We start from the raw sequence: 17,635 nt of genomic DNA, 5'->3' as shown, positions 1-17,635 counted from the left end.
CCCTGACACCTCCCCCGGACCCTACCCCCCGCCCCCGCCGCACCGGCCCCAGGGGTGCCCCATCCGGCGCGGCCGGATCGCCTGGCGAGACAGGGTCGAGCGCCGCCTGCGGGTCAGGCCCTGAGCAAGGAGGCACGAACCCCCCGAACCCGGACAACCGGACAGCCGAAAGGCCGGTCCCGGACTACGGGACCGGCCGTGCGGAAGACCGCCTGATCAGCGTCGTGCGCGTCGCGGCATCAGCGGGAGGAGCAGACGGGTCCGACCGATTGGTCCGGCAGATACGCCGCACGCTCTTTGGCCGTGAGGTTGCGGCCGACAGCCCGACAGATCTTCTGGATGGCGGCGGCAGGCCGGAAGAGGGCGACACCCCGCAGGCGTACCGACATGCCGTCGTCGCCAGTGGCGAGGACGCGCCCGTCATGGCGGAACGCCACTGCCTCTACCCCGACGCCATTATTGGGATAGGTCGCACGGGTCCTACCGCTGTCCACAGCCCATAGCCGCACTGTCGCATCGGCGCTGCCACTGGCCAACGTCTTTCCGTCAGGACTGAACTCCACCGCATTCACCTGGTCGGTGTGGCCGGTCAGGCTAGCGCGGACCTTGCGGGTTTTCACATCCCACAGCAGCACAGTGCTGTCGTTACTGCCGGTGGCGAAGATGTCCCCTTGGGGGCGGAATGTAACCGAATAGACCGGTCCGTCATGCCCGGTCAGCTCATGCTTGGTGCCGGACGACACGTTCCACAACCACACTGAGCTGTTGGTGCTGCCGACGACGAGGTCGTCCCCCTTGGGACTGAATGCCAGCGAGCTCACCCCCATGTCGGCGTCGCCCTTAAACCTGTCACGGACGCCTCCGGTCTTCACGTCCCAGAGCAGCACTTCGGCATCAAGGCCGCCGGAGGCCAGGGTCGCGCCGTCCGGGCTGAACGCCACTGTGAACACTGCTCCGCCATGACCCTCCAGGGTGCGAACCTTGCGGGTGGCCAAGTCCCACAAGCGCACTTTGCCATCATCATGGCCAGTCGCGAGAACGTCCTTCTTGGGGCTGAACGCCACCGACCACACCGTCCCCGTGCCGGCCGTCAGCGGAGGGGCGAGATCCTTGCCGCTGGCGATGTTCCACAACCGCACAGAGGCGTCGTCGCTGGCACTGGCAAGGGTGCGCCCATCGGGACCGAACGCCACCGACCGCACCGTGTTGGTGTGACCGTTCAAGGTTCTGTCAGCGGCGGCATCCCACAACCTCACGGTGCCGTCCTTGCCCGCACTGGCAAGAGCGTGCCCGTCATGGCCGAACGCTACGGAATACACCGTGTCGGTATGGCCAGCCAGCGTGGCGTGGACCGTTCCGGCATCCGCGTCCCACAAGATCACGGTGTTGTCGGCGCTGCCCGAGGCGAGCGTCCGCCCATCGGGACTGAACGCCACGGAAAACACCGCGTCGGTGTGGGCGGCAGCCGTTTCGGGAACGGCCTTGCCGCTCTCCGTGTCCCAGAACAGGACGGTGCCGTCGTCACTGCCGGTGGCGAGCGTCCGCCCATCGGGGCTGAACGCCACCGCCCACACCGCCCCGCCGTCACCGTTCAGCGGCCCGCGGCGAATCTCACGGGTCTCCATATCCCACAAACGGATGGTGCCGTCCGCGCTGCCAGTGGCCAGGGTTCGCCCGCCAGAACCGAACGCAACCTTAGTCACGTCTTCGACACGGCCCTTCAGCGACGGTTGGGCCTCACCCGTCTCCGCATTCCACAATCGCACCGTGCCGTCACCACTGCTGGTCGCGAGCGTCCGCCCATCCGGACTGAACGCCACTGAAGTCACCCCACCGTCATGACCCTTCAGGGGTTTGCGGCGGACCTCGCCAGTCTCCACATTCCACAACAGAACCGTGCCGTCTACACCCCCACTGGCAAGCGTCCTCCGATCGGAACCGAACGCCACCGAAGTCACCCCGCCGTCATGGCCCTTCAGCGGCGGCCGGGCCTCACCCGTCTCCGGATTCCACAACCGCACCGTGCCGTCGTCGCCTCCAGTGGCCACCATCCGCCCGTCCGGACTAAACGCAACCGAATTCACCTCGCCCACATGTTGGCCTGAAAAACGCCGCGTGAGCGGCAAGGCTGCGGCGTTGTTCAGGCTTTCGACGGATTCGGGGGTGCGGCTGGTGCGGTACGCCTGGACCGCGAGCAGCGAGGCAACGTCCGGGTTCGTACTGATGAGGGCACCCGACTTCGCCGCGAGCTGGCGGGACAGGGCTTCCTCGCGCTGGGCGGCAACGGTCCGCCACTGCCAGACGGCTCCTCCCACGGCCACGAGCGCGAGGGCGAGCAGCGCGGCCAGGATCATGTTGAGGCGTCTGCTGCGCCGGATGACGGCCTGCTGGCGCTCCTGGCTCGCGGTGAGGAAGGCTGCGACATCGGCGGGCAAATGCCGCTGGTGCGACCATTCGAGGCCTTCCGCAAGTGCCGTTCCCGCGAGCAGGTCCCCGGGGTTGCTGCCCTCCACCCAGCGCGCGCGCCGTTCACGGGTGTGCTCGAACCACTCCCGGAAACGGTGGTCCTGGCTGACCCACTCGCGCAGCGTTCCCCAGTCCTGGATGAGTGCGTCGTGGATCAGTTCCGCGACGGGCGGCCCGGCCGGGACCTCGGGGCTGCCGGGAGTGCGGGGCGTGTGCGTCGTGATGATGCGGTGATGGGTGAGGGCCGCCATGACCTGGTCGAAGGACTCACCCCCGTCGGGCGGGGCGTCCGGGTCCGCCGCCAGCTCGCGCAGTTCGTACAGCGGGACCTGGGCGCGGATGGCAGGGATGTGGTGGGCGATGTCCGCCGGCCGCACCAGGGAGGTCAGGATCCGTTGGGCGATGGGCCGGTGTTCCGGAGGCAGCTGGTTGAGGGCCGTGTCGCAGAACGTGGTCAGGCTGCCGGTGACCCCGCCGATCCGCCGGTACGCATCGTGGGTGAGGTACCCGTCCTGGCGCCGCTGCCACAGTTGACTGAGCGTCAGCTCCAGCAGGGGCAGCACCGTGACGGGTGCCTGGCGGGCGGACCCCTGCTCCGGTGTGATGGCCAGGACGTCGCTGATGATCTGCTCGGGCAGCCCGTGCTGGAACCGGGCCCCCATGTCCTGCGCGGGCAGCGTGATGATGTCGTGCAGGTCCTGCCGGCTCAGGGCGCTCGGCACGTTGAGCAGACCCGGCATCGCCGCCTCCAGCATGCGGGCCAGCGCGGCCAGCTGGGGGTAGAAGTCGTCGCGCATGATCAGGATGACGCTGAGCTCGGCCTGTGATTGGACCGCCTCGGTGATCTGGTTCGTGGCGGCCAGCCGGCGCTCGTGCTGCGGGCCGGCGGCGGACTGGGCGAGGAGCTCCTCGAACTGGTCGACGACCAGGACGACGCGCTGGTACGAGGGTTCGGCCTGCAGCTTGCGGGTGACGGCCGCGGCGATGCCGAGTGTGGTGGCCTCGGGGAGGCCGGCGCGCTCGATCTCGACCAGGAGGTCCTCCCGAGGCCGGGCGAGGACCGGGAGCCACCGGTCGCTTCCCGGCAGTTCACCGGCTGCGAGCGCGGGTAGCACCCCGGCTTCGACCAGGGACGACTTGCCCGAGCCCGAGGGCCCCAGCAACAAGGTCAGCCGCTGCTGCTGCGCCAGGTTCGCCAGCACCTGCCGCACGGCGTCCGTCCGGCCCTCGAACCACCGGACCTCGTCCGCGGTGAACGCCTCCAGCCCCTGGTAGGGACACACGTCCTGCTCGGCCAGGCCGGGCCAGACCTCCCGCAGCACCTGGACGGGGGTGACGTAGGCGATGCCCTGCCCCCGCTCGTAGGCGTCCGGGGCGGCGATCTCGGTGAGCATGCCGATGACCAGGCCGGTCACCTCGTCGAGCACCGGACCGCCGCTGAATCCGGTGGTCAGGTCGTTCGCGGCGGTCAACTGGAGGTGTTCGCCCCTGCCCTCGGCGGCCGGCAGCAGGTCGCCGGCCACCCCGAAGCCGAAGTGGCCTCCCGGCGGGGCCTGGGCGGGGAACCCGAACGAGCGCACGTGGTGGTCCCGGCAACCTGCCGCAGAGCCCAACGGCAGCGCCTCGACATCCGCCGGGGCGGCGCTCAGTCGCACGATGGCCACGTCCTCGGCCTCGGGAGCCCGCCAGGCCTCCTCCAGGACGTGCCCCTCGGCCCGGGGTGCGCCGGCCGCGTGCGGGAAGACCAGCTGCACGCTCGCGCCCGGCCCGGAGCCGGCCGCGGTGACGACGTGCGCGCAGGTGGCCAGGATGTCCTCCGCCACCAGGAAGCCCGCCCCGGCCACCTGTCCGTCGGGTCCCAGGATCTGGGCCACGGCGGGCGGCAGCCACGACCTGCCGTCCCGCTCCGACCCGGGCGCAGCGGTGCCCACGGGGATCAGCCCCCGCCCTCGTGCGGATCCGGAGGGTCTGGATCCTTCCGCGTCCACGTCATGGTCACGTTGAGGTGGCACTGGGCGCCGGTCTTGGTGATCACGGCCCCCGCCTCGACCGCGAGGTCGACGCCGAAACCGACGACGATCTGGTCGGGCCGGGCCTTGCGCAGCTGTTCGAGCGTGACGCGCGCCGCCTCCGTGACCGGCACCAGCGCCTCTTGCAGGGTCTCCGGGAGCTGGTGGATCGCCTCGCCGAGACGGCCGGCCTTCACCGGCCCCTCCAGCCCGGCCGGGGCCTCGATCAGGAGACTGCCCCCGCCGTCCAAGGGAATCCGTGCCAGAGGTGCCACAACTCCTCCTCCGCCTGAGGAACGCACCGCGGCCGCCGGCCCTCGGGACGAAGGGCGTCGAAGCACCCGGCAGCCGAGGGGAACACGCGGTGGGGTCGCAGGCACCCGGTAGCGAGCGGGAGGACGATGGCCTGCCGGCCGCCCATGCGGTCGACGCTCGCGTACGGGCCCTCTACCGGTCGTAACCATCATCGGCGCATCCGTCACGTGCCGCATCCCGGGGCTTGCCCGTCCGAGGTCACCGGCCCTTCGGAGCGGCCGCCGCCCGGGTCCGCTACAGCGGCGGGGAGCCGTGGTGGGTGCGGAAGTAGGTCCAGCTCGTCTCGTTGGGCTCGGTCCACTTCTCCGGCGCGTGGGCGTACTCCGGGTGGCGGGCCGCGATGTACGCGCGGGTGCGCTCCGGGACCTCGGCGTACGAGCCCAGCTTGCGGCCCCGGCAGTGGAAGGTGAGGCCGCCGGGGCGCTGACCCTGCTCCATCCACGGGAGCCACGGGGACATCCGCGTCCAGGACATGGTGCAGGGGACGCTCGGCTCGTCGGTGGTCAGCACCGTGCCCGGAGCGAAGAACTGGAAGAGCTCCAGGGCCCGGTACGTGTCGTCGGCGGAGTTGAGCGGGTAGTCGGCGACCGGCAGCGGGGACGGATAGGCGAGCGGGATCTCCAGGCTGAAGCAGACCTGGTCCCCGAGCTCGGTCAGGGGGACCGGGAAGGGCCGCAGCCTCAGGTTGGCCGGATCGTTCCAGACGTGGACGACCGGCTTGTCCTCCCAGGTCTCCAGGATCTCCCGGGTCTGTGGATCCAGGTAGAACGCGGCCTCCCTGGTGAGCAGTTGGAAGCCGTCGCTCTCCGGGTCCTCGACCAGCCGGGAGACGTTGAGGCCTTCGAAGCCGAAGAGGCGCCGGTACGGCTGGCCCGGGGCCCAGGAGTAGATGTCCCCGGACCACCAGAAGGTCACCTCGCCGCCGTCGAGGGAGGCGCGGGTACGGGCGAACGCGTGCAGGAGTTCAGCGGGTGTCATGCCGGCTACTTTGCGCGGTCCCCCGGCGCCGGGGCAAGCTCACGAGCCCCTCGGGGGCCGACCCCTGGCCGACATGCGGGACACCAAGTTGACGGTGCGGCACGCAGCGGCAACCGTGACCCACATGGTGAACGAACGCCGACTGCTCACACTGCTCGTCTGCCTGGTGCTCGGCATCGGGCTGACGGCCGCCGTGCTGGGCGCCACCCGGGTGGCGGGTCCCGACGGAACCGCCCATTCCGGGATGAACTCCCGGGATTACGTGGATATACAGGATGTACCGCCCGGCCCCCGCGAACCGTCGGCGACCGGACCCGACGCCTCGACGGGCACCGTGACGGTGGACTGCGGGCGCAACGAGGAGCGCCACTACAACGAGGACAACCTCGTCGTGTCGCCGGGGCTGCGCTCGGGCGCCCACCACACCCACGCGTACGTGGGGAACCTGACCACGGACGCGATGTCGACGAACGCCTCCCTGGCCGCCGCCGCGACCAGTTGCCGCGGCGGCGACCGGTCCACGTACTACTGGCCGGTCCTGCGCCGGACGGACCGGGCGGGCAGCCACCCGCACGAGAGCTCCGCCGGGCACGGCAACACGGGCGAGATCCTGCCCGAGGCGGCGGTCTCCGTGGAGTACCGCGGCAACCCGGTGGGCAAGGTCGTGCCGATGCCGCGCTTCCTGCGCGCGATGACCGGCGACGCCGTGGCGTACACCGCGCCGAGCGACGCGGACGTACGGGCCCGCTGGGGCTGTTCCGGTTCCCCGGACCGGTTCACCACCCGCTACCCGCGCTGCCCCGCCGGCGAGCGCCTCACCCGTACGCTCGTCTTCCCCAGCTGCTGGAACGGACTGGACACCGAGAGCCCGGGGCACCGCGCGCACCTCGGCTTCCCCGCGGCCAACGGCGTCTGCCCACAGGGCACGTTCGCCGTCCCCCAGCTGCGCATCTCCCTCGCGTACGAGGTGCCGCCGGGGGTGGCGGTCGCCGTCGACTCCTTCCCCGAGCAGCGGCACAGCCCCAAGACGGACCACGCCATGTTCGTGGACGCCATGACGGACGCGCAGATGGCCGCCGTCGTCGGCTGCCTCAACGAGGGGCGCGCCTGCCGCACCTGAGCGCCACCCGTTCGAAGTGACGGGGGTCACATGAACCAGGGCCCGCCGGGGCGCGTGTTCTGACCGCACCAGATGGGCGAGGAAGACGGAGAGGGTGAGATGGCCGGACCACTGTGGCCCCGTACACGGCGGGGATCGACCGATGAGGCACTGATCAGGTCGGTGTACGAGGAGCACGGCCATGCCCTGCTCGCGTACGCGACCCGGCTGACCGGAGACCGGGCCACCGCCGAGGACGTCGTCCAGGAGACGCTCATCCGCGCCTGGCGGCATTCCGAGGTGCTGGTCAACGGGAAGGGTTCGGTGCGCGGCTGGCTGCTGACGGTGGCCCGCAACATCATCACCGACCGGTACCGGGCCAAGGCGGCCCGCCCCGCGGAGGTTTCCGGGGAGGCGGCCGCTCCCCCGGTGGAGCTGGACCACGCGGACTCCATCGTGGACACGATGGCCGTGCTGGGGGCCCTCGACCAGTTGTCCCCGGAACACCGGGACGTGCTCAAGGAGCTGTACTACCGCCAGCTGAGCGTGGCCGAGGCGGCCGACAGCCTCGGCATCCCGGCGGGCACGGTCAAATCACGCGCGCACTACGCGCTCAAGGCACTGCGCGAGGTGTTCCGCCAGGGCGGGGCCGCGGAGGGCCGGGCGGGCAATCGAATGGGCAGGCCGCCCCGGCAGGGTGCTGGACTGCGGGAGGTGGTGGCATGAACCGGCAGCGGCACGAGGAGGAGGAACTGCTCGGCCCGTACGTCCTCGGCGTCCTGGACGCGGAGGAGGTCCGCCGGGTGGAGTGGCACATGAGCGGCTGCGTGCAATGCCGAGAGGAGGTGACCGCGTTGCGCGAGATGGAAGCGGCGTTGGGCGAGGTGCCTGCGGAGGCCTTCCTCGACGGACCGCCACAGGGCGGTGACCTGCTGCTCCAGCGCACGCTGCGGCAGGTGCGGGGCGAGGCGGCGGGCGATCGGCGCCGACGATGGGGCATCGCGGGACTGGCCGCCGCGGCCTCGCTGGCCGCCGTGTTCTGGGCCGGCGCGCAGGTGGGCTCGGCGGACGGCGAGCAGGTCGCCCTGCCGCCGGCGCCCTCGCCGTCGGTCTCGGCACAGCCTTCGCCGCCGCCGGCGGGTACGAAGGTGGCCTCGGCGACCGACGCGCGCACCAGCGCGCGGATGACCGTACAGGTCACGCCCGCGGCGAAGTGGGTCCGGGTGCACGCGGCCGTGGCGGGGATCCCGCCGGGCGAGCGCTGCATGCTGATCGTGGTCGGGAAGGACGGCAAGCGCACCTCCGCCGGCAGCTGGGTCGTCGGCAGCCAGAACGGCGAGGGCAAGGGCGCTTCGCTGGACGGCTCGGCGGCGGTGGACCCGGCCGACGTCAAGGAGGTCGTGGTCGAGAACGAGTCGGGCAAGCGGTTCGTGTCGGTGCCCATGCCGGTGTGACCCCCGGGACCGCCGGTGCCACCGGCGGTCCCGACCCGGACGGAGCCCGGGCGGCCGTGTCGACGGCCGCCCGGGCTCCGTGCCGTACGTGACCTGCGCGTAATCCGTTTTCTCCCCACCGGCCCCGGTCGGCACACTGGCCCCATGCCACATCCTGTCGAACGCCTGCTCGCCGAACTCGATCCGCTCCCGTACGCCGACCGGATGCGGTTGCTCGCCACCACCGCCCGCGACCTCGCCCGTACCGGCGAACTGACCGGCGTCCTGGCCGAGCTGGCCGGCCGGAGCCGCTACGAGCGGCGGCTGGCCGCACTGGCGGCGCTCGCGGGGCGGCAGACCGGGTACCTGGCGCAGCGGCTGGCCGACCCGGACCCCGTGGTGCGCTCCTTCGCCCACCGGGCCGTGCGCACGCTGCCCGTTCCGGACGAGGCGATCGAAGCGGCGTACGACGACGCCTCCGCCGAGATCCGCCGGGAGCTGTCCCGGGCCGTGTTCCGGGGCTCGCGCCGGGCGCTCGCGCAGCGGCTGGTGCCCGTCGTGCGGGCCCAGTGGGGCGACGCCGAGGCCGCCTCCCTGCTCCCGGCCTGCGGGCCGGAGTTCGTCTCCGCCCTGCTGCCGGAGCTGGCCCACGCCGCCACGCACCGGGTCCGGCTGGGCCGCCGCCATCCCGGCCCGGTGCTGGACCAGGCGGCGAGCGAACTGGCGGAGCTGCCGGAGAACCTGCGCGCCCGCTGGTGGCACGGCCAGGCCGCGGGCGTGGCCGCGGCCCTGCCCGCCGCCCCGGACCGCGTGCTCGGGCTGCTGGAGCAGTACGGGCCGGGCCGGCTGCCCGGCCCCCTGGAGGACCGGGTCGGCGATCTGATCGCCGCGGACGCGGAGCGGTTCGTACGCTGGCTGACCGCCCCCGAACGGACGGACGGGTACCAGGAGTACCTCCCTCCGCCGTCCCGGCTGCGGCAGCTCGTCCGCGCCGATCCGCCGTCCCTGCCCGACCTCGGCCGCCGCTGGGCGGGGCGTCCCGCGTACCTGGCCGCCCTGCTGAAGGCGCTGCCTCCGGGCCGGCGCGCGCAGTTCCACGACGCGGCCATCGCGCACGCCCCCGCTCCCGACGGGCTGGTTCCCGATCCCGTCCTGGCCGTGCTCCCGCGCGAGCGCCGCCAGGCCGCGGCGCGGCGCCACGCGGACCGCGCCCGCCGCGAAGCGCTGCCGGTCGAGCGGCTCCTCGAAGCGCTCGCGCACCTACCGGTCGCCGAAGCCCGGACCGAACTCCTCGCCGCGACGCGACGGTCCGACGCCGACACCCGCAGGGCGGCCTGGCCGCGGCTCGTCGAGAACGCGGTCCACGCGCGCGACGCCGAAGCGCTGGGCGAGGTGCTCGAACTGATGGTGCTGCGGCTGCGCAACGACCGCGACCCCGTGCGCGCGGCCGCGCTGTCCGCTCTGGCCCGGGTGCCGGTGGCGCTGCTGGCCGACGAGTCCTCGGTCGCCCTCCTGGACCGGATCGCCACCGACGCCGCCGAGGCCCGCGACTGCTCCGCGGAGACCTTCTCGGCCCTGGAACGCCTGGTGTCCGCCGTACTGGAGACCCCGGCCCCCTCCTCCGTACTCCTCGACTGGGCGCTGCGCACCCTCCACGGGCTCAGCGCCCGTACCGGCTGCCTCGTGCACGGCTCGTACGGGAGCGTGCTGGCGCCCGGCCGCGCGCGGCAGGTCTTCGACGTCCTGCGTCCCTGGCTCGACATGCGGGCGGCCAAGGGCGAGTACGGGCCGCTGCTCGCGTTCGCGAGGCACCTGGGCGACCGCGGCCACCGCCTGCCGGAGCTCCAGGAAATGCTCGACGCGGCCCGGACCCGGTGCCCCGACGGGCACTTCCCCGTGTTCGCCCGGGTCTGGCTGGCGGATCCGGCGACGCGCGGCGAGCGGGTGGCCGCGCTGCTGGAGCAGCAGCCGTCCGCGGTCGCACTGGCGCCCGTACTGGAGGTGCTGTCGGCGCACCGCACCGATCTCCTGGACCGCGTACTCGCCGCGCGCCCGCCGTACGGCCGGTTCCTGCGCGAGGGCTCCGTACGGCCGCTCCCCCGGTTCGACCGGGCCGGGCGGTGGGTGCCCCGCCAGCTGGAGGAGGCGGCCTGGCTGGCCGAGGTCGCCGTCGGCGACGAGTCCCGGGCGCAGTACGAGCGTTCCCGGATCCTCCGGGGTGCGGCGCGGATCCCCGACCACGGGCTGGAGCTCGTACGACGGCACGCGCGCTCGGCGGACACGGTGCTCGCGGAGACCGCGCTCGCCGCCTCCGCCCGGACGGCGGAGCCGGCGGCGGTCCTGCCCGACCTGCTCGCGCACGCGGGAGACGACCGTGCCCGCGTCGCGGTGTACGCCGCCGGGCGGGCCGCGGCCGCGACCGCGCCGACGCGGCTCGCGGAGCTGCTGGACGGGCTGTTGGGCACGCCGTCGGGGGTCAAGGTGACCAGCCGCAAGGAGGCCGTCCGGCTGACCGCGCGGTTCCTGCCGCCCCGCCGGGCCGCGGCGCTGCTGGAGCGCATCGCCGCCGACGCCGACAGCCACCCCGATGTGGTGACCGCCGCCGTGAGCCTCGCGATCGGACTCCTGGGGACCGGGGAGGTCTGGAACCTGCTGGAGGCCGCCGCGGCGACCGGCACCCGGGAGGCCGGGGAGGTGATCGCCCGCACCCCGACGCTCTCGGTGGCGCAGGGGCACCGGCCGCGCTACGCCCGGCTGATGGCGCTGCTCGCCGCTTCCCCGCACCGGTCCGTGGCCGCTCTCGCGATCGCGGCGCTGCCGGACTGGGTCGCCTACGCGCCCGAGGCGGCGGACCCCGTCCGGCGGGCCGTCTGCGACCTGGCGCCGGACCCCGGCTGGAAGGCGGCGGCCACGGCGTTGGAGAAGATCGCCGCCTCGCGGCTGCCGCACCCCGCCGGTGGCGGTGAGCCCGGGAGCCAGTTCCACCGCACCGTGGAGGAGTTGTTGGCCGCCGTACGCTCCGGTGACGATCCGGAGGCCGGGACCGAGCGGGACCTCCCGGCGCTCCAGCGGGTGCGGTTCCTGGTCCTGAGCGTCTCGGCGGAGCACGGGGAACTGCGCGACGCCCTCGTGCGGCAGCTCGCCGGCGAATCCGCCCTGGCCACGGCCCGCGTGGCGCTGCTGCGGCGTTCGGTCGACCTGCGCGCGGACCTGCCGGAGCTGCGGGCGGCCCTGGACTCCCTCGTCGAGGCCCATGCGGGCCGGCCCTGGCTGGCCGCGGCGACGGCGAACGCGCTGCGCGACGGGAACTGGCACGGCGACCGGGTCCGGGACCCCGCCGTGGTGCTGGAGGCCGTACGCGGGCTCGCGCGGGACGGGGCGCCGGTGGCGGGGTTGTTCGCCGTGGCGCTCACCGCGGCGATGGGCCGGCGCTGCGGCTGGCCGCCGGAGTGGTGTGCGGTGCTGCGGGGGCTGAGGCGGCATACGGAGCAGGAGGTGCGGGAGGCGGCACTGGTGGTGTTCACGCACCGCGAGTGACCGGTTGGCGGAGCCTCGGCGAACCCTTCCCCAACCGGACCGATCATCACATTGCGCTCCATGACATCCTGTGACGTCACAACTCGCCGGACGGGATCGGCGGACGTCCGGGGAATATGGGGAAGGTCGATGAGGCTCTGCTTCCTGGTGGAGGAGCACTACCGCCACGACGGCATGCCGAACGAGGTGATCCGGCAGCTGACCGCATGGGGGCACCAGGTGGACGTGGTGCGGCCGGGCGGCTCGCTGCTGCGCATGGGCGAGGTCGTGGCCTCGGGCACGCACGACGCCTGGGTGCTCAAGACGGTCTCCGGCGGTCCCGGGCTGACCCTGCTCGAAGCCGCCGCCGCGGCCGGCATGACCACCGTCAACGACGCCCGCTCGATCCGGGGCGTACGGGACAAGGCGCTGGCCGCCGCCATTGGCCGGAGCGGGGGGCTCCCGATGCCGCCGACGTACGCCGTGGCGCGGCCGGAACTGCTGCGGGAGATGCCCGCCGCGGAGTACCCGCTCGTCGTCAAGCCCGCGGACGGCAGCTCCGGTCGGGCCGTGCACCTGGTGTCCGCGCCCGGGGAGCTCGAAGCGCTGCTGCCGGAGCTGGCGGGCGAGCACATGCTCATCGCCCAGCCGTACGTGGCCAACTCGGGCACCGACATCAAGGTGTACGCGGTCGGCGGGGAGCTCTTCGCCACCGAGCGCTGCTCGCCCCTGCACCCGGATCCGGCGGTGCGGGAGCGGCGCGTGCCGCTGTCGGCCGAGGTGGCGGCGATCGCCGCGCAGGTGGGGGCGGTGTACGGGCTCGACCTGTACGGGGTGGACGTGCTGCTGGGTCCGGACGGGCCGGTGGTGGTGGACGTGAACGACTTCCCGAGCTTCCGTCAGGTCCCTGACGCGGCGGCCCGGGTGGGCCGGGCCGTGCTGGGGCTGGCGCGGACGGGCAGCCCGGCGGCATCGGCCGCGGCCCGTCCCGCGCCGGCCCGCGGACTGCCCCTGTCGATCCCGGCGCAGGCGTCCGCGACGCCGGCGGCCGCCCGGGCCGGCGAGGCCGCCCTGTGAGGATCTGCCTGATCACGCCGGAGCCCGGGCATCCGCTGCTGGCCGCCGCGACGGCGCTGCTCGAAGCCGCCGGGCACCGGGTGGAGTCGCTGGATCCGGGTGCGGGAGGCGCAGCCCCCGCGGACCTGGCCGACGTATACCTGCTGAAGGCGCGCACGCCGCGGGAGCTGGACCTCGCGCGGGAGCTGGAGCGGCGCGGGGCCCCGGTGCTGAACTCGGCCGCGGCCACCGCACTCTGCCAGGACCGCACGCTGATGGCGGAGTCGGCCCTGCGCGGCGGTCTGCCGTTCGCGGCCACCCGTACCTACGGCTCCCTCGCGGCCTGGGCGGCCGGCGCACCGCTCGGCGGCTCGCCCCTGGTGGTCAAGAGCCGGCACAGCCGCCGGCACGACCTGGTCGCCCGGGTCGACGACGGGGCCCGGCTGCGGGAACTCGCGGACGCCTGGCCGCAGGAGCCCGTCGTGGTGCAGGAGTTCGCGCCCAACAGCGGCTGGGACCACAAGCTGTGGGCGATCGGGGACCGGGTCTTCGCTGCCCTGCGCCGCTCCGAGCTGGCACCGCAGGGCCGGGGTCCGACCCGGCCGCTCCCCCTGGCCGAACTGCCGCCCGGCTGGGCGGACGTGGTCCGCCGCACCGGCGAGGTGTTCTCGCTCGACGTCTACGGGGTGGACCTCATCGACACCGGCGACGGCACCCCGCTCATCGTGGACGTCAACGCCTTCCCCGGCATCCGGGGCCAGGCCGGCGCCCCGGAGGCCCTGGCGGCCCTCGCCCTGGACCGGGCCGCCGCCGCCCTTGACTGATCCCGCCGGGGCGGGGGACCGGACAGGGTGAATCCGCCCGTCGGTGCGTGTCGGCGGACCGGGGCCGCCGCGGGCGCCCCGAGGATCGGCGGATGGGCGTCGTACTGCCGGTCCTCTTCGCGCTGTTCGCGGCGCTCAGCAATGCGCTGGCCACCGTGCTCCAGCGGCGGGCCGCGCTCACCGTTCCGCAGAGCAAGGGCTTCCGGTTCGGGCTGGTCCTCGACCTGCTGCGACGGCCCGTGTGGGTCGCCGGGATCCTGGCCGTGATCGCCGCCGGGGTGGGACAGGCCGCGGCGCTGGCCACCGGTGCGCTCGTCCTCGTACAGCCGCTGTTCGTACTGGAACTGCCGCTCGCGCTGCTGATCGCCTCACTGGTGGCGCGGCGGCGGCTGCCGGGGGCCCTGTGGCTGGCCGTGGCGGGGGTGGTGGCCGGACTCGGGGTGGCGCTGGCCGCCGCCTCCCCCACCGGGAACCGGACGCACGTGCCGGTCGACCGGTGGGTCCCGGCCCTCGCGGCCTGCGCGGTCCTCGTCGCCGCCCTGGCGGTGGCCGGGCTGCGCCGGCCGCCGGGGCGCGCCCGGGCGGGCTGCCTCGGGGCGGCCACCGCCGTCTGCTACGCGATCACGGCCGCCCTGATGAAGCACTCCGTGTACGTGCTGACCGAGCACGGCATCGTCGGGTTCCTGACCGCGTGGCAGACGTACGCCTTCGGAGCGACCGGCATCTGCGCCCTGCTGCTGCTCGAACACGCCATGCAGGGCGGGCCGCTGGTCGCCTCGCAGCCCGCGCTGACGCTCGGCGACGCGAGCGTCAGCGTCGCACTGGGCGTGGTCCTGTACGAGGAGCACCTGCGGTCGGGCTGGTGGGTGCTGCCCCAACTGCTGGGCGTGGCGCTGATCTGCGGGGGTGTCGTCGCGCTCGCGCGGGCCGGTACGGGCGCCCCCTGACGCGGTGGCGGCGGGTGCGGGGCAGCGTGCCGGGCAGTCGTCCGCACGGGGCTGGGCTACGATCGCCGCGCGTTGCGTTGGCCGAAATCGTGTTCCAGGAGGTGTCCGTGGGCGTCAGCCCTCACGGCAGAGTGCCGATATCCGTGACCGCCGCGCTGGTGGGCGCCCTGCTGCTCGCCGGCTGCACCGGCGCCGCGTCCCCCGCACCGCAGAAGTCCGGTTCCCCGGCGCCGGGCACGAGCGGGACGCCGGCGGCCGCTCCGACGGCCGCGTCGCCGACGCCCGCGCCCGCCGTCGCCTCCTCGGAGCCGGCCGAGACCCCCGACCCGACGGCCACCCCCGGTGCCCGGCCGATCACGTCCTCGTCCCCGCCGCGCACCCCGGAGATCCCGCAGAACCCGAACCGCGGCCCGCACCCCCCGCCGGCCCCGCCGCGGCCCAGCCTGACGCCGGACTGGACGCCCAACCCGAAGTACACCATCGCGCCGCTGCCTTAGGCCGCGGCTCGGTACGGTGAACCCGGTCGTTCGGGCTTCCTTGTCAGCGGACCCGGTCGCCCTTCGGCCCGATGCCTTCGATCCTGGTCGCGGTCCCCTCCGGGTCGAACGGATGGTGGTAGGTGAAGGCGTGCGGCGCGGTGCCGTGGTCGTGGAGGTGTTCCAGCCGCGAAACCCCGTCCTGCCAGGTGGGTATCACGTCGTCGGAGACCCACCAGAAGACGTAATTCGGGTGTCCTGTCCTCTCGAACCAGTCGTAGCGCCTGTTCAGCGCCTCGCGGTGCAGACCGGTGTAGACGGCGTCGAAGGCGGGGCGCAGGTCGGTCCAGAGTGAGAGGGTCGTGGCCAGGGCGGTGGTTTCCACCGTGCGGCCCTTGCCGTACCAGGTCGGTACGGCGAACTCTCCCCATGCGCCCCAGTCCGCCTCGAAGAGCATGCCCCGGTCACCGCCTGCCGCTTCAGCACGCGCCAGGTACCCGGGGTACTGACTGATCTTCCGGTAGACGGCCTCACCGATCTCGTAGAACTCGCGCGTGAGAGGTGCGGGATCGGCGAGAGGTGACTTCAGGACGCCGAACGTGTACAGCGCAAGACGGGGCATGCGTCTCTCCCTGGTCGGGGGTGTCTGGTGCGGACCCGCGGGTGGCTCGGTCCGGAGGAACTCCTGTGCGACCGTGGGCGATCGCCGAAGACCAGGTGAAGGTAACCGCCTCAGCGGCCCCTGTCGAAGTTGCGTTTTCCCCGTCCAAGTGGCCTCTTGTACCGGTCATTGCGGGGCCGGGACGCCGACCGCTCAGGCCGTGTCCTCCAGGCCCGTGATCGCGCGGACGTGGCGCAGGCTCGGCTCCAGCAGGACCGCGTGGAGCTGCTGGAAGAGCTGGCGGGCCGCCACCGCGTTCCAGTCGGCCGGCAGGAGTTCGGTCGGCAGGCCCGGGTCGAGGTACGGGAGGCGGCGCCACTGCGTGAGCAGCGGCACGTAGTGGCGGAAGGCCTCGGCCGGGTCGGGCTCGCCCTCGGCGGCGAGGCGCGCGGCGACGGGGGCGTACGTGTCGGTGAAGGCCGCGTACTGGGTCTGGATCGCCGGGAAGTCCCACCAGTCGCTCACCGTCTGCGCCAGGTCGCTGAAGGCGGCGTAGTCGGCGGCGAACAGGTGCACGTACTCGCTGAGGCCCAGCCGTACGAGCATCACCCGGGCGTCGTCGAGCAGCCGCCCGGGGGCCAGCCACACACCCGGCGCGATGTTGCCGAAGCCGAGCCAGGTCAGCCGGGTGCGCAGCTGGTAGCGGTGGGAGCGCTCGGACTCCGGCACGGAGAACACCGCCATGGCCCAGCCGTCGGCCAGGTCGGCGGGTTCGAGGCTGGCGAAGATGCGGCGGTCGCCCTCGTCGAAGACGGGGTGCACCGCCGGACTGAGCCGGTACCCGGTGGCACCCCGGCGCTCCGGTTCCAGTACGCCGCGCTTCTTGAGCCGCGAGATCGCCGACCGCACCGCCGGGCCGTCGACGTCCAGCTCGCCCATCAGCGTGATCAGGTCCGCGATGGAGATCCAGCCGCCGAGGCGGCGCAGGAACGCTCCGTAGACCGTGTTGATCAACGAGCTGGGCCTGAGGGGGCTGTCCGACATGATCGCCTTCCGTTGTGCGCGGTCGCGATCATATCCAGCCGCCCCCCGCGGCCCGTGCCCCTACTGCGGAAGCGGCGTCCGCGCGTACGCGCCGGAGAGCAGATGACCCGCCCCCGGGGCCACCGCCGGCAGGTCGAGGGCGCGCAGCATCTGGTGGGCCGTGCAGACGGCCGCCGACACCACCGGCTTGCCCAGCAGCTGTTCGGCCTCCTCGATGGCGCCCAGCGAGGGCATCTGCACGCAGGCGGAGAGCACGACCGCGTCGGCGTCCGCGTACTCCAGCGCGCGGGCGAGCCCGGGCAGCTTGGCCGGGTCGTGGGCGGCCACGTCCAGGTTGTCGGGGATTTCGAGGGCCTCGTAGTCGAGGACCTCGATGCCCTCGTGGGTGAGGTAGTCCACGACGGTCCGCGTGAGCGGGCGCATGTACGGGGCGAGCAGGGCGATCTTGCGGGCGCCCATGGTGTGCAGTCCGTGGACGAGGGCCCCCGCGCTGGTGACGACGGGTGCGGGGGCGCCGTTCTCGACCGTACGGGTGTGCAGGCGCTGCTCCGAGGTGCGGTGGTAGCCCAGGCCCATGCTCATGATCGCGACCAGGCAGGCGTAGCCGAGCACGTCGACCCGGGCGTCGGACAGCTCCACCGCGCAGCGGTCGGAGTCGGCGTCCATCGCCTTGAGCTGTTCCGGGGTCACATGGGTCATGCGCATCCGGCTGGAGTGGAAGGTGAACCTCTCGTCGGGCAGGACCTCCTGGCGGGCGCGCAGGATGGCCGGGACCTCGGTCTCCATGGTCACGTTCGAGCTCGGCACGATCTGGCCGATGCGGTAGGTGCGGGGCGGCGGCACGGGTGCTCCTCGGGGCGTGCGGGGTGTA

Annotated in this window: 14 protein-coding genes; 8 read left to right on the top strand and 6 right to left on the bottom strand. The window is 73.4% G+C overall.

Going from position 1 to position 17,635, the window contains the following annotated elements:
* Positions 1-239: 239 nt before the first annotated feature.
* The 3 genes from ADK52_RS36285 to ADK52_RS36275 all read right to left on the bottom strand — a co-directional run bounded on the left by ADK52_RS36285 (position 240) and on the right by ADK52_RS36275 (position 5,768).
* Complete coding sequence (locus ADK52_RS36285; RefSeq protein WP_234344396.1) at positions 240-4,397, bottom strand: trypsin-like peptidase domain-containing protein; 4,158 nt, start codon at positions 4,395-4,397, stop codon at positions 240-242.
* Positions 4,398-4,402: 5 nt separating this feature from the next.
* Positions 4,403-4,750, bottom strand: coding sequence for a CU044_2847 family protein (locus ADK52_RS36280; protein WP_053694095.1), 348 nt, complete (start codon positions 4,748-4,750; stop codon positions 4,403-4,405).
* 274 nt (positions 4,751-5,024) lie between these two features.
* Complete coding sequence (locus ADK52_RS36275) at positions 5,025-5,768, bottom strand: DUF1838 family protein (RefSeq protein ID WP_053694094.1); 744 nt, start codon at positions 5,766-5,768, stop codon at positions 5,025-5,027.
* Positions 5,769-5,892: 124 nt separating this feature from the next.
* On the opposite strand from ADK52_RS36275, the gene ADK52_RS36270 reads away from it, so the two are divergent.
* The 8 genes from ADK52_RS36270 (at position 5,893) to ADK52_RS42745 (ending at position 15,140) form a co-directional block, all read left to right on the top strand.
* Entirely contained in the window at positions 5,893-6,888 is a 996-nt protein-coding gene (locus ADK52_RS36270; RefSeq protein ID WP_053694099.1) for a DUF1996 domain-containing protein, read from the top strand.
* Between the two features lie 99 nt (positions 6,889-6,987).
* Positions 6,988-7,593 carry a sigma-70 family RNA polymerase sigma factor gene (locus ADK52_RS36265; RefSeq protein ID WP_053694093.1) on the top strand — a complete coding sequence of 202 codons (606 nt, stop codon included), beginning with the start codon at positions 6,988-6,990 and terminating at the stop codon, positions 7,591-7,593.
* Positions 7,590-8,321: a zf-HC2 domain-containing protein gene (locus ADK52_RS36260; RefSeq protein ID WP_053694092.1), complete on the top strand. Its 732-nt coding sequence runs from the start codon at positions 7,590-7,592 to the stop codon at positions 8,319-8,321. The genes ADK52_RS36265 and ADK52_RS36260 overlap by 4 nt, the downstream gene beginning before the upstream one ends.
* A gap of 144 nt (positions 8,322-8,465) precedes the next feature.
* Positions 8,466-11,837, top strand: coding sequence for a hypothetical protein (locus ADK52_RS36255; protein WP_053694091.1), 3,372 nt, complete (start codon positions 8,466-8,468; stop codon positions 11,835-11,837).
* Between the two features lie 129 nt (positions 11,838-11,966).
* Complete coding sequence (locus tag ADK52_RS36250; protein ID WP_053694090.1) at positions 11,967-12,893, top strand: ATP-grasp domain-containing protein; 927 nt, start codon at positions 11,967-11,969, stop codon at positions 12,891-12,893.
* Positions 12,890-13,696, top strand: coding sequence for an ATP-grasp domain-containing protein (locus tag ADK52_RS36245; RefSeq protein WP_053694089.1), 807 nt, complete (start codon positions 12,890-12,892; stop codon positions 13,694-13,696). The genes ADK52_RS36250 and ADK52_RS36245 overlap by 4 nt, the downstream gene beginning before the upstream one ends.
* 92 nt (positions 13,697-13,788) lie before the next feature.
* Positions 13,789-14,643 (top strand): DMT family transporter, encoded by an 855-nt coding sequence (locus tag ADK52_RS36240; protein WP_053694088.1) that lies wholly within the window; start codon positions 13,789-13,791, stop codon positions 14,641-14,643.
* A gap of 107 nt (positions 14,644-14,750) precedes the next feature.
* Entirely contained in the window at positions 14,751-15,140 is a 390-nt protein-coding gene (locus ADK52_RS42745) for a hypothetical protein (RefSeq protein WP_159046110.1), read from the top strand.
* A gap of 43 nt (positions 15,141-15,183) precedes the next feature.
* Here ADK52_RS42745 and ADK52_RS36230 read toward each other — a convergent pair whose 3' ends face one another.
* From ADK52_RS36230 to ADK52_RS36220, 3 genes are all read right to left on the bottom strand, one after another.
* The gene (locus ADK52_RS36230; protein ID WP_053694086.1) at positions 15,184-15,741 is read right to left on the bottom strand and encodes a DUF3291 domain-containing protein; all 558 of its coding nucleotides are present in this window, start codon (positions 15,739-15,741) and stop codon (positions 15,184-15,186) included.
* Between the two features lie 192 nt (positions 15,742-15,933).
* Positions 15,934-16,764 carry a PaaX family transcriptional regulator C-terminal domain-containing protein gene (locus ADK52_RS36225; protein ID WP_053694085.1) on the bottom strand — a complete coding sequence of 277 codons (831 nt, stop codon included), beginning with the start codon at positions 16,762-16,764 and terminating at the stop codon, positions 15,934-15,936.
* A 60-nt stretch (positions 16,765-16,824) separates the two neighbouring features.
* The gene (locus ADK52_RS36220; protein ID WP_324615956.1) at positions 16,825-17,607 is read right to left on the bottom strand and encodes an Asp/Glu racemase; all 783 of its coding nucleotides are present in this window, start codon (positions 17,605-17,607) and stop codon (positions 16,825-16,827) included.
* Between the last annotated feature and the right edge of the window lie 28 nt (positions 17,608-17,635).

Source organism: Streptomyces sp. WM6372 (genome assembly GCF_001279655.1).
GTDB lineage: Bacteria > Actinomycetota > Actinomycetes > Streptomycetales > Streptomycetaceae > Streptomyces.
This window is presented reverse-complemented; position numbering and strand designations above follow the sequence as displayed.

Excerpts from the sequence above, each read along its gene's own strand:
- ADK52_RS36275 (WP_053694094.1), bottom strand. The coding sequence starts at position 5,768 with ATGACACCCGCTGAACTCCTGCACGCGTTCGCCCGTACCCGCGCCTCC.
- ADK52_RS36270 (WP_053694099.1), top strand. The coding sequence starts at position 5,893 with ATGGTGAACGAACGCCGACTGCTCACACTGCTCGTCTGCCTGGTGCTC.
- ADK52_RS36265 (WP_053694093.1), top strand. The coding sequence starts at position 6,988 with ATGGCCGGACCACTGTGGCCCCGTACACGGCGGGGATCGACCGATGAG.
- ADK52_RS36260 (WP_053694092.1), top strand. The coding sequence starts at position 7,590 with ATGAACCGGCAGCGGCACGAGGAGGAGGAACTGCTCGGCCCGTACGTC.
- ADK52_RS36255 (WP_053694091.1), top strand. The coding sequence starts at position 8,466 with ATGCCACATCCTGTCGAACGCCTGCTCGCCGAACTCGATCCGCTCCCG.
- ADK52_RS36250 (WP_053694090.1), top strand. The coding sequence starts at position 11,967 with ATGAGGCTCTGCTTCCTGGTGGAGGAGCACTACCGCCACGACGGCATG.
- ADK52_RS36240 (WP_053694088.1), top strand. The coding sequence starts at position 13,789 with ATGGGCGTCGTACTGCCGGTCCTCTTCGCGCTGTTCGCGGCGCTCAGC.
- ADK52_RS36230 (WP_053694086.1), bottom strand. The coding sequence starts at position 15,741 with ATGCCCCGTCTTGCGCTGTACACGTTCGGCGTCCTGAAGTCACCTCTC.
- ADK52_RS36225 (WP_053694085.1), bottom strand. The coding sequence starts at position 16,764 with ATGTCGGACAGCCCCCTCAGGCCCAGCTCGTTGATCAACACGGTCTAC.